Genomic DNA, 12,539 nt, shown 5'->3' on the forward strand with positions numbered 1-12,539 from the left:
ACGTGAATGCTCGCTGCCGCCCGTAGGGACCTGCTGCTCGATCGCCTCCGCCGCGACGGTCGCATCGTCGCCAAGGAGATCGCCGCGGAGCTCGGCCTGTCCGAAGACAGCATCCGCCGCGACCTGCGCGACCTGGACGCCGCGGGTCTCGCCGTCCGCGTGTACGGCGGCGCCCTGCCGGCATCCCCGGCCGTCGTCGACTACGCCGCCCGCACCAGCGTCGCCCCCGACAGCAAGCGGCGGGTCGGGGCGGCCGCGGCAGCCCTCATCGAACCGGGCGCGACGGCCATCCTCGACGGCGGCACCACGAGCCTCGCCCTCGTCGCCGCACTCCCGCGCAGCCAGCCGGGCACGATCATCACCCACAGCCCGACGATCGCGGCGGCGCTGCTCGACCACGCGGTCGACGTCTTCCTCATCGGCGGCCAGCTCTTCAAGCACTCGGCGGTCGCGTGCGGCGCCGCCGCTGTCGAAGCGGCGAACCGCATCAGCGCCGACCTCTTCTTCCTGGGAGTGACCGGCATCCATCCCACCGCGGGACTCACGACCGGTGACGCCGACGAGGCCGCCATGAAGCGCACCCTCGCCGCGCGCGCCGCCGACACCTACGTGCTCGGCAGCGACGAGAAGATCGGCACCGCCTCGCGCTACGGCGTGCTCGGCCTCGACGCCGTCACGGCGATCATCGCCGACATCCCCGACACCGACCCCGGCGCTCGTGAGCTCGTGGAGGCCGGGGTCGCCCTCATCCACACGCGGTGAGGCGCGGCGCACGAACCCCCGCCGCCTCCCCGCCCGCAGGGCCTCACACCGCGATCATCACGAGACTCGCGATCGTCCCCACCGGGTGGTCGGGTCGCACCGACAGCGTCGCCTGATTGGCGCGCACGACGTTGCGCCGGACGGTGCCCGGGGCCGCCTCCTCCGGCGCCGGCCCGCCCGTCAGCTGCGCCAGCTCGCGGCGACGCTGATCGTGGCTCGTGTGGAGTCCGTCGTCGCTCACCGAGACGGTCGTGCGGTGGTGGTCCCGGTGCGCCCGCACCACCACCTTCCCCGCCGTGGCGCAATGGCCGATCGCGTGCGAGAGGAGATCGGCGAGCACCTGACGCAGCTCCGCCTGCTCGAACCGCACCCGCCCGCATCCCTCGTCGATCACCTGGAGCGTGACGCCCCGCGCCGCCGCGACGGCCAGGAAGACGGAGCACACGTCGGCCAGGGCCGAGGAGAGGTCGGCCGGCGGAATCGATCGGGCGATGTCTTCGCGGGCCGTGCGGAAGAGGTCGTCCACCGTGTCGACGAGCTGACCGGTCACCCGCGTCAACCGCTCGCCGATCTCCCCCAGATGGGCATCCGTCTCCAGCAGCTCGGCGTAGCCGGCCACCGTCGTCAGGTGTCCGCGCAGGCGGTGTGCCGCGTCACGGAGGAAGTCGTCGCGGATGCGGGCCGCCTCGAACATCACCGTCATGTCGCGTGCGACGATGACCGCCCCGCGGCGGGTGCCGCGCGCGTCCGCGTAGGGCCGGGCCGTGATCGACATCGCCCGCTGGTCATCGCCCTCTCCCACCCACGTCGTATAGGGGATGCGGGAACCGGCGTGCGTGACGTGGTGCAGCAGGGGAGGGCCGACGGTGATCGGGGTCACGCGGTCGGCATGGAAGAACCGCAGATCGCGGTACTCCGCGTCGGCGCGGATCCGCTCCGGCAGGCCCGCCCGGGCGAAGGCCTCGCGGGCCGCAGCGTTGAGGCGCACCGGGATGCCGCGCTCGTCGGTCACGACGACGGCATCACTGACCGCATCGCTGACCGTCGCGAGGACGGACGCGTCGCTCGCGGCGGCGTGACGTGTCCGCCGACCCCGAGAAGAGGCCGGCTGGTTCGCGCTCCTGCTCGCCAGATTCATGGGTCCCATCCCGTGCTCGCCACGGACTTCCTCCCTCCCCGGTTCTAGCAGAGCGTCGGCGCGGACCTCGCTCTGCGCCGCCCGCCCCTAGGTGGAATCACCGAGCGAATCTGCGCTTCTCCGCCCGAGGACGCCGTGTTCTGCCGACTTTTCGACCGGCGCGTCGAAGCGGATGCGTGACAATGGTGCGCGGCGGGGGAGACGTCGACAGGAGACCTCACATGCGACAAGCGCGCCCCCGACTCTCGTGCCCGCGGCATCCGCGCACCTCGGGCACCTCCACTCTGGTTCCGCGTCCCGCCTCCGTGCCGCGGCCGTGAACGGGCGCCTGCCGACCCTCGACGTGATGGTCGTCGAGGACCAGCCGCTGTTCCGCGAGATGCTCGCGGTGCTCCTGGGCGAGCAGAAGGGTCTGCGCGTGGCGGCGGTCGCGCGCAGCGCCGAAGGCACCCGCGTCGTCGACGTCCGCAGCCTCGACGTCGCCCTCCTCGACCTCCGACTGCCGGACGGCGACGGGATCAGCCTCGGCCGCGAGCTCCGCCGCCGTCGTCCCGGTCTCGGGGTGCTGATCCTCTCGGCCTCCGACTCGATCAGCACCCTCCTGGAGGTGCCGGGCGCCGAAGCGGCGGGCTGGGGCTTCCTCTCGAAGAACTCCTCGCTCTCGGCATCCGCGCTCGTGTACGCCATCCGCGCGGTCGCGGCCGGGCGCGCGGTGCTCGACCCCGCGATCCGCGCGCAGCGCGAAGTGCGGCGGAACAGCCCGCTGTCGCGCCTCAGCGCCCGGCAGTACGAGGTGGTCGCCCTGGTGGCCGAGGGGCTCACCAACGCCGCGATCGCCGACCGTCTCGGCATCTCACCGCGGTCGGTCGACGCGCACCTCAACGTCGCGTACGCGGTGCTCGGACTTCCCGCCAGCCGCGAGCGCAACCCGCGCGTCGAGGCGGTGCGCAGCTATCTGGAGCACACCGCGTCGCCCTGGACAGCCGGAGGATGAGCGGCGCGTCGCAGTCGCGCCATCCCTCGTCGGATGCCGCGACGGACCATCGCATCGCGCTGGTCGCGACCGCCGCGGCCACCGTCGCCATCACGCTGTACACCAGCCTGCAGTCGGTGCTGCTGCGCACCTGGGGCAGCGATGTCGGGGTCGCCGCGCCGGCCACGGCGGCCGTCGTCGCGCCGATCGCCATGCTGGCCGCCGTCCACGTGCTGCGCCCCGAGCGCTATGGGCTCCTCGTGCGCTGCGGACTCGTCCTCGTGCTGGCCCTCGGCGCCGCCCTCACCCTGGCGGGGGTCCGCGTCGTCATCTCCCTGCTCGCCGCCGACGACGCGGGCACCTCGGTCGGGGCGGGCGAGTTCGCGAGCGCGACCCTCGCCGCAGCTTGCGCGATCGGATTGGGTCTCGTGCAGGTCGACATGGCCCGCCGCATCCGCCATGCCGAGCGCGGGCAATCCGTCGCGCAGGCCCGGGCGGCGGGGCTCGTCGCCGAGCTGCAGGAGGAGGAGCTGCGTCTCCGGTACGAACTGGCCGAGACCATCCACGGCAGCGTGCAGGGCACGTTCGTCGTGATCGAGACGAGGCTGCGCCACCTCGCCGCGGGTGTGCGGCCGCGCGACGAGGACGGTGCGGCCGAGCTCACCGCCATCGCGGGGCAGCTCGAACGTCTGCGGGAGAAAGAGCTGCGGGCGCTCAGCGCTCGGCTCTACCCGGTCGACCTCGAGCGCGGACTAGCGCCCGCCGTGCGCGCCCTCGTCGTGCGCCTGCCGCCCTCGGTGGCCGTGCGGGCGCCCGCCGCCGATGTGCTCGCGACGGTCGAGCACCGGCTGTCGCACGAGGCGAGGGTGCTCGTCATCCGCGTCATCGAGGACGCCCTCTCCAACGCGCTGCGTCACGGCGGCGCCGACGAGATCACGATCGACGCGCGGGCCGATGCCGATCACCTCCGGGTCGCCGTCCGCAACAACGGCGCTCCGCCCCGTCCCGATGCGCCGTGGTCCGGGCTCGCGCGGCTGCGCCGCCGGGCGGAGGTGCTCGGCGGCGAGCTGACCCTGGTCGCGGGAGCCGGCGCGCGCCCGTCGCCGGGTGCGCGCCTGACGCTCCGGCTCCCGTTGGAAGACCCGCCGCGCTGACGGTCGCGCCGTGGTCGACGCGACCACGCGTCCGGGCGCGCCGCGGGATGCTGCCGCCGACGGTCCGTGGGAGCGCTCACGGATCGACGCGCCCGCCGCGCCCGCCCGCAGCGCTAGGTGATTTCACGTAAAACTCTCGTGAAATCGCGGCGTTCGGTCGGATGCGTGTTTCGGCCTGCGCCACAATGATCCTGCGCGAGGTCATGGGGCCCCGCGTGACCCCTCCGTCCTTGGGAACGGAGCACTCGCGACGCCGCGCAACCCGCTCGATCGGGGTGCGCGCGTGTGCCCGTGGCGGGTCGTGCCTTGGGGAAAGAGGACCAACGATGAGCCGAGCAGGCGGCGCCCGTATCGTCGAGATCTACGTCGACGCGCACTGGCAGACGGCGCCGGCCCGCCGCTACCTCGACCCTCCCACCGCGCGTCAGCTGCGCCTGGAGGGGATCACGATGGTTCGGGTCGTGCCGAGCCTGTGGAGTCGGGTCACCGGTCGCTCGGCGGGCCTGGTCGGACGGGACATCTCGGTCGCCCGCTACCTCGCCACCACGACGCATCGTGGCGACGACGCCTCCCCACCCGCGTGACGGAGGGTCGGCGACCGCTGCGGGTGCTCGTGGTCGAGGGTCAGCCCCTGTTCCGCGATCTTCTCGCGGGTCTCGTCGACCAGCAGCACGACATGCGCACGGTGCGCGCCTGCGCCTCGATGGAGGACGCGCTCGCCGCGACCGACCGTGCGATCGATGTCGCTCTGCTCGGGCCGCGCCTGCCCGACGGCGACGGGATCTCGCTCGGGCACGCGCTGCGCGCGCGCTCGCCGCGGCTCGGCATCATCGTGCTGTCGGCGCCGGACGTGCACGACCAGCTGTGGGAGGTGCACTGCTCCGAGACCGCCGGATGGGGCGTGCTGTCCAAGAACCTGTCGCTGACGGCATCCGCGCTCGTCTACGCCATCCGCTCCGTGGCGGAGGGGCGCAGCGTGCTCGACCCCGCCATCCGCGCCGAGCGCGCGACGCGTCGCAACAACCCGCTGAGCCGCCTCAGCGCGCGCCAGCGCGAGGTCCTCGCTCTCGTCGCCGACGGGTTGAGCAACGCCGCCATCGCGCGGCGGCTCGCGATCTCGCCGCGTTCGGTCGAAGCGCACCTGCGGACGTCCTACGCCCTGCTCGGCGTCGGGTCCGACCCCGAGCGCAACGCCCGCGTCGAGGCCGCGCGCCGGTACCTCGCGCACGCGGGAGTGACGCCGTTGCCCGGTGCAGGTGAGATTCCTCTCATCTAGCCCCACAACGGGTCCCGCATCGTCGATGATGAGCATGCCCCATCCCCACCAGCGATGTGACCCCACACATCGCCCGGGAAGACGGTCGCCCTGCCCCTGCCGGGGGGCTGCGGCGGGGCGACCGTATCCACTCCGCTCGCCTGCGGCGCACGCGCCGCCTCCCGAGCGTCGGAGAACCCCCTCCGGGCAGGGCGCGGACCCGCGCGCCCGGGATGTCATACTCGTGCGCATGCGAACACGAGCCGCCGCGGCTGTCGCCGCGCTCGGCGTCCTCGCCGCCGCGCTCGCGGGATGCGCTCCGGACGCTCCGGGCTCCGCGGCCGGCGCGGCGGTCGGTGCCTGCGGACCGCAGGCGCGGGCCGTCGATCCCTCGGCCGACGCCCTCCAGCGGGCACTGGACGACGCGCGACCCGGCGACGTGCTCGCGCTCGCCGCGGCCACCTATCGCGGCCCGTTCACGATCACGACCTCCGGCGCCGACGAGCCCATCACACTGTGCGGCACGAGCGCGTCGGTGCTCGACGGGGGATCGGTCGACAGCGGCTACGCGTTGCACCTCGACCACGTCGCCGACTGGGTGCTCACCGGTTTCCGGGTGACCGGCGGGCAGAAGGGGATCGTGCTGGACGGCGTCGCCACGACGACCCTCACCGGTCTGGAGGTGTCCGGCGCCGGCCAGGAGGCGGTCCACCTCCGCGCGGGCAGCAGCGACAACGTGATCGACGGACTGGTCATCCACGACACCGGCCGCTCCACGCCGGAGTTCGGCGAAGGCGTCTACATCGGCACCGCCGCATCGAACTGGTGCACCGTCACCGCGTGCGAACCCGACCGCAGCGACCGCAACCGGGTGACCGGCACCACCGTCTTCGACGTTACCGCCGAGGCCATCGACGTCAAGGAGGGCACGTCGGACGGCGTGATCAGCGGCAACACGCTCTCCATCGCGGATGCCGCCGCCGTCGACTCGGTGGTCGACCTCAAGGGCACCGGCTGGCTCGTGGCGGACAATCGCCTCACCGTCGCGGCAGGCGACGGCATCCAGATCCACAGCATCTCGACTCCGGTCGAGGTCCGCAGCGGTGCGTCGAACACCGTGTCGCGGAACACCTTCGACCTCTCGGCATCTGCCGTCGCCGTCACCGTCGTCGGCGCCGCGCGGCGGGCGGGCAACACGGTCACGTGCGACAACGTGTCCGGCGGCGCCTCGACCCCGCCGCCGATGTCGCCGTCCTGCCGCTGATTCCTGCCTGCGCGCGTGCGTGCGTGTGCGAACACGCCGTAGATATGCTGTGCACGATGTGGGGACCCCCCGAAGCCCCGGAGGATCGATGGAACTGCTGACTCAGCATGCGCTCTGGATGCTGCCCTTCGGCGTGCTCGGGTTGATCTCCTGGTCGTTCTGGATCCTTCGCAAGGTGCTCGCGATGATGACGCGACCGGTCGTCAACGACTATCGCACCACTGTCACCGTCGTCGTGCCGTCGTACCACGAAGACCCCGACGTCCTCATCCGCTGCCTGCACACCTGGCATCGCCAGGGGCCCTCGCGGATCATCATCGTGCTCGACGTCGCCGATCTGGAAGCGAAGGCCAGGATCGACGCCCTGGCCCTCCGCGGCGTCGAGGCGGTGCTGTTCCACCACCACGGCAAGAGATCGGCCCTCGGTCACGGGATGCGGATGGTCGACACCGAGCTCGTCATCTTCGTCGACAGCGACACGGCGTGGGAGGAGGGGATGCTGGACGCGATCCAGATGCCCTTCATCGACCCCGCGGTCGGCGCCGTCAGCACGCGGCAGAACGTCTACCGCCCGCGATCGAGCGTGTGGCGGCGGGTCGCCGACTGGATCATCGACCTCCGCTACTACGACTACGTTCCGGCCATGGCGCGCTACGGGGGCGTGATCTGCGCGTCCGGCCGCACGGCGGCGTATCGCGCGGCCGTGATCGTCCCACAGGTCGAGCAGCTCGAGCACGAGGTCTTCTTCGGCCGCGAGTGCGTCGCCGGCGACGACGGGCGGATGACCTGGCTGGTGCTCTCACAGGGGTTCCGCGTCACACACCAGGACAATGCGCGCGCCCTCTCGATGTTCCCCTCCACCTTCCGCGCCTTCGTGAAGCAGCGGGTGCGGTGGAGCAGGAACTCCTACCGCTGCTACCTCACGGCCATCGGGAAGGGGTGGGTGTTCCGCACGCCCTTCATCTCTCAGCTGACGATGATGCAGATCCTGATGACGCCGTTCACGATGGGAGTGGCGGTCGCCTACATCATCCTCTCGATCCGCTCGCCCCAACCCGCCCTCGCCCTCCTCCTGGCGTTCGTGTGGGTCGTCATCGGTCGCGGCATCCGCGGCGTCTCGCACCTCTGGCGTCGTCCCGAGGACATCGTGGTCCTGCCGCTCGTGGCCGCCGTCACGATCCTCATCGCCCTGCCGATCAAGGTCTATGCCCTGTTCACGATGAACAAGCAGGGCTGGCTCACCCGCTCCGCCACGCAGCAGGGCGGCGAGGGGCAGTCCGAGGCGAGTCTGGACGGCCCTCCGGCGGCGACGGCCGCGTCATGAGCGCGCCCGACGGCTTCACCCGCGAAGAGCGCGGCGACACCACGCTCACGCGCCACGTGCTCGGGCGGGTGGTGGTGGTGTCGGCGATCGCCGTCTTCGTCCTCCTCATCGTTTTCGTCGGCCCCCTCATCCACCAGAAGGGGTACCCGTGGGATCAGGCGTCGCCGACCGCCGCGCCCGTGCCGACGCTTCCTCCGGGAACCGCCGCCGCCGTGGCGACGGCGATGAGCGGCCTCGCCGCGCAGGTCACCGCCGGCACGTACGCGCCGCCCGTCGCCCCCGATCCCGCCGTCGCCGTCGCCCGCGAGGACGGACGCCTCGCGGGGCTGAGCCGCGTCGCGCCGGGCGACCCGGCGGCGCTCTCGACGTTCGGCACCGTCGTGCTCGCTGCCCGCGACGCGCCCTACGGACTGAGCGACCTCGTGGATGCCGGCGCCGCCGCCCCCGACGGCGAGAACACGTGGGCCCTCACGCGCAACGTCGTCGTCCGTGCCGGTGCCACCCTCTCCCTCGTGCAGCCGGGTGCGACGCTGCGGTTGCACAGCGGGTCGGACGGCTTCGTCAGCATCGTCGCCTGGGGCGGGTCGCTCGACCTGCACGGGGGCGCCGATGCGCCGCTCACGATCACGGGGTGGGATGCCGAGGCCGGCGCCCCCGACGACGCCACCGACGATGGGCGCGCCTACCTCCGCGTGCGCGACGGGGTGCTGACGATGTCCGACGTGCACGTGGACCACCTCGGGTTCTGGAGCGGACGCACCGGCGGGCTGGCCGTCACCGGCAGCGACACCGGATCGGCGCGGGCCGACCTCGCGCGGGTGTCCAGCGAGGACTCGCACTACGGGCTCTTCCTCTCGGGCGTCGTCGACACCACGGTGACCTCCTTCTCGTCGATCGCCGCCGAGGTCTCCGGCGTGGCCGTCACCGGCCAGTCGCAGCGCGTCGCGCTCTCGAGCGTGGACGTCGACGCGTCCGGCGACGACGGCATCCAGGTGGGCGGCGGCTCCTCGACCGTCGGCATCGGCGACGCGACCGTGCGCGATTCGGGCGAGTACGGCCTGCGCCTGAGCGGACGGGCGCTCGCGACGGGGCCGACGGCCGCCGGCTACGGCACCGACCGCAGCAGCGGGTTCGCCGTCAAGGGAGGAACGTTCGCGGACAACGCCCGCGGCGGACTGCTCCTCGAGGAGGCGGACGGCACGATCCTCACCGGCGTCACGGCCCGCGAGACCGCCGCCGCCGTGCGGGCCAACGGCCCCGCGAAACGCCTCGAGATCGTCGGCTGCGATCTCACCTCCTCGGCGGAGCCCGCCGTCGTCATCGCCGACGGCGTCGTGCCGGCCGTCGTCACCGGCAACGTCCTCCACGGGCAGGGGGCGGCGCTGCGCGTCGCGGCCTCGGTCGCCGACGTGGAGCACAACGACATCACCGTCGGGCTCGGGAACGCGGTCGCCGTCGTGGGGGAGGGCCGCGTCACCGTCGCGAAGAACGTCCTCGGCGGCATCGGTCAGGATGCCGTCGCGACCTCGGACGGTGCCGCCCCGACCGTCCAGGGCAACGACACGCGCACGTGGGAGTTCCGTTCCGACTTCGTCACGTGGCTCAACGCCCACCCCATGGCGTGGATGTGGCTGTCGGTGCTCGTCATCCCCCTGGTCGGCGTGCCGCTGCTGTGGCGTCGGCGTGTGCGGCACCGGCAGCTCCGACGCCTGCTGGAGCAGGCGATCGTGCAGTACGGCCAGCAGCGGATCGCGGCCTACGGCGTCGATGAGACGGTGACATCGACGGAGGAGCTCGCAGCCGCGCCGGCGACGGCGCCGGCATCGGCATCGGCCGAGCCCGCGGTCACCCCCGAGGCGCCGGCCGAGCCCGCGCCTGCGCCCTCGCCTGCCGAGCCCGCTCTGCAAGGACCTCGGACGCCGCCGCCCGCGCGGCCGCACCCGGCGCGACCGGCCACGAGCGCGCGCGCCGCGGCCGCCGCCTCCGCCGCAGCATCCGCACCGTCACCGGGCATCGCGACGGACGCCGGCGCCGCATCCGGCGCGCCGGTATCGCGTCCCCGCTCGCTCGCCGATCTGCGCACCGGCGCGCTCGCCGACCGCGACTTCGACTCGATGCGACAGTTCGCCGTGGCCGCCGTGCTCGAGGCGGGCTATCCGCTGTCGACCATCTCGCGGATGTTCCGCGTCCCCGCGTGGCGCCTGCAGACGTGGCTCGAGGAAGCGGTCGAGGAGGCCTCGCGCCCTCCGGAGCCCGGCGTCCGCCCGCGTCGCTAGCCGCGCCGCGGCGGCTCGGGAGCGTCCGCGGGCGGTCGCGTGCGTGCACGCGCGAGCCGCTCGGCGAGGGCGGCCAGCAGCATCCCCGCGCACGCACCCGCGGTGTTCGCCACGATGTCGAGCACGCTCGGCGTGCGGGCGGCGAGCGCGACCGCCTGGCCGGTCTCGATGACGACCGTCGTGAGGAACGCGATCGGCAGCACCATCCAGCGCCGGCGTCGCAGGATCACGGTCAGCAGGAACCCCAGCGGGACGAACATGACGATGTTCGCCACGAACTCGATCCGTGCGGAGGTCAGCGCGGGAAACAGCGCCGTCACCGCCCGCAGGAAGGGCCGCGCGCCGGAGTCGACGGGCACAGGCCAGAACGCGACGAGCGCCAGGGCGACCGCGTAGACCGACAGCCAGGCGCGGGGATCCGTCACGCGCGCCGCCCACCGGGTGCGGGGGTGTGCCGGAGCGGGCTCGTCCGTCATGTCAGGCTCCTCGAATCGGGGCCGCTCCGGTGCGACGGAATAGACGCTGGATTATAAGGAATTTCCTCTCCCCATCATGTAGACGAATGGCTACACTGACTACTACTTGGGGGTAGGAATGTTGGGGTGCACCTGATGGCCCGCGGTGGGTCGCGCACGATCAACGTCGTGTCAGCGTACTGGGATGCGGCGGGAAGCGGTCGTTTCTTCACGCGCTGGAGCGCCATCGTGTCGCTGCCGATCGCGACGCTCCTGCTCGTCCCGGTCGTCGACGGCCGTCCGGACGGTTACGGCCAGGGCGTCGCGGCCGCCGCGATGGCATGGACCCTGCTGGCACTGCCCGTCCTCGCCGTCGCCGCAGCCGAACGCCGCATGCGCGATCACCGTGCGCGCGGCATCCTCGTCACGACGACCCTCGTCGCCGTCGCCCTCGTCCGTCCGGTCCTGAACGAGATGCTCGTGGGCATCGTCTTCCACGGCCACTCGAACGGCGTGTGGCTCGCCCGCACCGGCACCAACCTCGTCGTCGCGTTCGGCCTCTTCTCCCTGATCGCGATCATCACGACCGAGTACTCCCAGACGCGGGCCACGGTCGACCGGCTCGCGCACGCCCTCGGTCGACTGGATGCCGCGAGCCAGCAGGTCCTGAACGACGAGCGGGATGCGCGACTGGTCGTGCGCGGCATGGTCGCCGAGCTGCGCACCGAACGCGACGCGATGCTCGCCGGCACCGTCGACTTCGACGCCGTCCGCGACTTCTCCGAGCGGGTGCGCACCGCCAGCCACCGCCTCGAGGAGCTGGCTGCGGCCAGCCCTCCGGTGCCTGCGCTGTGGACGCCGCGGCCGCTGTCGGCCGCGCGCCGCCGTGGCGTGGAGCGGCTGCAGCCCACGCCGCTGCTGTGGGTCGGCGTCCTCTACCTCTTCATGTGCGCGCCGTTCCTGGTCACCCTGCCCGACGTCGTGGGTGTGCTCGCCGCGGCCGTCGCGGTCGTGCTCGTCGACCTCGCCGCCGGCGCCGTGCTGCGCGCGCTGCCGACGGCTGCGCCGCGCACCCGCGGCATCGCCTTCCTGCTGGTCTGGATCCTCGCCGGCGCCGCCACGACCGCCGTCGGACACCTGCTGCTGCCCGACACCGGCGCCATCATGCTGATCCCGCTGGTCGCGATGCCGCTCGCCGCGACCGTCCTGGCGCTCGCCATCGACACGCGCCGGCGCGCACGCGAGGAGGCGGCGCGCTCCACCGTCGAGCTCGCCCGCGCCGCGGGGGAGTTCGCCGACCGCACGCGCCGCGCGCAGCTGCCGCTGCTCCAGGCGGCATCCACCCTGCACGGACGGGTGCAGGGGCGGTGCGTGATCTTCGCGGCACACGTCGACGAGAACTCCCCGACGGCGCGGGAGATCGCGCGCTTCCGCTCCGAGACGGATCGCGCCCTCGACGAGGTCATCGCCCCGGTGCGCGCCGCCGAGATCGAGTCGGGCGGCGAGCTGCGACGCATGCTGGCGGGCTGGGAGCCCATCATGCATCTCGACACCCGCATCGACGACGCCGCCGTCGCTGCCGTCGAACGCTCCGAGGCGGCACCGATCGTCACCGAGGTCGTCAACGAGGCCCTCGTCAACGCGGTCAAGCACTCCGGCGCGCGCGCGGCGCGCATCGAGATCACGACAGGCGCCGACGGCGTGCTGCACGTGCGCGTCGCGTCCTCCGGCGCGCTGCCGCGCGCCGTCATGCCGATGCGCCCGTTCGCGGGTCGCACGCTCCTGTATCAGGAGGGCGACGACGTCGTGCTCGAGTCGATGATCCCGGCTCCGGCGCTCGCGGCCCACGCCTGAGTCCGCGCCCGTCGGCCACGTCCGCGCTCGTCATCGAGTCGTCGCATCCCCGTCACAGACGATGTGACGTCGTTCGCTATGCTC

General features: G+C 72.9%; 11 protein-coding genes. 9 read left to right on the top strand and 2 right to left on the bottom strand.

Going from position 1 to position 12,539, the window contains the following annotated elements; genetic code table 11:
* Positions 1–6: 6 nt before the first annotated feature.
* A complete protein-coding gene (locus AC6CQV_RS01415) occupies positions 7–762 on the top strand; it encodes a DeoR/GlpR family DNA-binding transcription regulator (RefSeq protein ID WP_498260064.1) in 756 nt (251 codons plus the stop codon).
* Positions 763–805: 43 nt separating this feature from the next.
* Here AC6CQV_RS01415 and AC6CQV_RS01420 read toward each other — a convergent pair whose 3' ends face one another.
* Positions 806–1,900: a sensor histidine kinase gene (locus AC6CQV_RS01420; protein WP_498260065.1), complete on the bottom strand. Its 1,095-nt coding sequence runs from the start codon at positions 1,898–1,900 to the stop codon at positions 806–808.
* A gap of 316 nt (positions 1,901–2,216) precedes the next feature.
* Here AC6CQV_RS01420 and AC6CQV_RS01425 point away from each other — a divergent pair, with 316 nt between their 5' ends.
* From AC6CQV_RS01425 to AC6CQV_RS01455, 7 genes are all read left to right on the top strand, one after another.
* Entirely contained in the window at positions 2,217–2,894 is a 678-nt protein-coding gene (locus AC6CQV_RS01425; protein ID WP_231735150.1) for a response regulator transcription factor, read from the top strand.
* The gene (locus tag AC6CQV_RS01430) at positions 2,891–4,027 is read left to right on the top strand and encodes a sensor histidine kinase (protein WP_498260066.1); all 1,137 of its coding nucleotides are present in this window, start codon (positions 2,891–2,893) and stop codon (positions 4,025–4,027) included. The genes AC6CQV_RS01425 and AC6CQV_RS01430 overlap by 4 nt, the downstream gene beginning before the upstream one ends.
* A gap of 326 nt (positions 4,028–4,353) precedes the next feature.
* A complete protein-coding gene (locus tag AC6CQV_RS01435) occupies positions 4,354–4,611 on the top strand; it encodes a hypothetical protein (RefSeq protein WP_060960302.1) in 258 nt (85 codons plus the stop codon).
* On the top strand, positions 4,608–5,303 hold the full coding sequence (locus tag AC6CQV_RS01440; protein WP_498260067.1) for a LuxR C-terminal-related transcriptional regulator: 696 nt from the start codon (positions 4,608–4,610) through the stop codon (positions 5,301–5,303). The genes AC6CQV_RS01435 and AC6CQV_RS01440 overlap by 4 nt, the downstream gene beginning before the upstream one ends.
* A 229-nt stretch (positions 5,304–5,532) precedes the next feature.
* The gene (locus AC6CQV_RS01445) at positions 5,533–6,546 is read left to right on the top strand and encodes a right-handed parallel beta-helix repeat-containing protein (protein WP_498260068.1); all 1,014 of its coding nucleotides are present in this window, start codon (positions 5,533–5,535) and stop codon (positions 6,544–6,546) included.
* An 88-nt stretch (positions 6,547–6,634) separates the two neighbouring features.
* A complete protein-coding gene (locus AC6CQV_RS01450) occupies positions 6,635–7,870 on the top strand; it encodes a glycosyltransferase (protein WP_205283439.1) in 1,236 nt (411 codons plus the stop codon).
* Positions 7,867–10,146: a right-handed parallel beta-helix repeat-containing protein gene (locus AC6CQV_RS01455; RefSeq protein ID WP_498260069.1), complete on the top strand. Its 2,280-nt coding sequence runs from the start codon at positions 7,867–7,869 to the stop codon at positions 10,144–10,146. Before AC6CQV_RS01450 ends, AC6CQV_RS01455 begins: the two co-directional genes overlap by 4 nt.
* On the opposite strand, the gene AC6CQV_RS01460 is transcribed toward AC6CQV_RS01455, so the two are convergent.
* Entirely contained in the window at positions 10,143–10,622 is a 480-nt protein-coding gene (locus tag AC6CQV_RS01460) for a VanZ family protein (protein WP_498260070.1), read from the bottom strand. The two genes, AC6CQV_RS01455 and AC6CQV_RS01460, sit on opposite strands and share 4 nt — an antisense overlap.
* Positions 10,623–10,757: 135 nt before the next feature.
* Between AC6CQV_RS01460 and AC6CQV_RS01465 the strand changes: the two genes are divergently transcribed.
* Positions 10,758–12,455, top strand: a complete 1,698-nt coding sequence (locus AC6CQV_RS01465) for a sensor histidine kinase (protein ID WP_498260706.1) — start codon at positions 10,758–10,760, stop codon at positions 12,453–12,455.
* Positions 12,456–12,539 lie beyond the last annotated feature (84 nt).

The sequence above is a fragment of the Microbacterium sp. EG9 genome (genome assembly GCF_059759475.1).

What these genes read in the sequence shown, in the direction of transcription:
- AC6CQV_RS01415 (WP_498260064.1), top strand. Translation starts at nt 7, where the DNA reads ATGCTCGCTGCCGCCCGTAGGGACCTGCTGCTCGATCGCCTCCGCCGC.
- AC6CQV_RS01420 (WP_498260065.1), bottom strand. Translation starts at nt 1,900, where the DNA reads ATGAATCTGGCGAGCAGGAGCGCGAACCAGCCGGCCTCTTCTCGGGGT.
- AC6CQV_RS01430 (WP_498260066.1), top strand. Translation starts at nt 2,891, where the DNA reads ATGAGCGGCGCGTCGCAGTCGCGCCATCCCTCGTCGGATGCCGCGACG.
- AC6CQV_RS01435 (WP_060960302.1), top strand. Translation starts at nt 4,354, where the DNA reads ATGAGCCGAGCAGGCGGCGCCCGTATCGTCGAGATCTACGTCGACGCG.
- AC6CQV_RS01445 (WP_498260068.1), top strand. Translation starts at nt 5,533, where the DNA reads ATGCGAACACGAGCCGCCGCGGCTGTCGCCGCGCTCGGCGTCCTCGCC.
- AC6CQV_RS01450 (WP_205283439.1), top strand. Translation starts at nt 6,635, where the DNA reads ATGGAACTGCTGACTCAGCATGCGCTCTGGATGCTGCCCTTCGGCGTG.
- AC6CQV_RS01455 (WP_498260069.1), top strand. Translation starts at nt 7,867, where the DNA reads ATGAGCGCGCCCGACGGCTTCACCCGCGAAGAGCGCGGCGACACCACG.
- AC6CQV_RS01460 (WP_498260070.1), bottom strand. Translation starts at nt 10,622, where the DNA reads ATGACGGACGAGCCCGCTCCGGCACACCCCCGCACCCGGTGGGCGGCG.
- AC6CQV_RS01465 (WP_498260706.1), top strand. Translation starts at nt 10,758, where the DNA reads ATGGCCCGCGGTGGGTCGCGCACGATCAACGTCGTGTCAGCGTACTGG.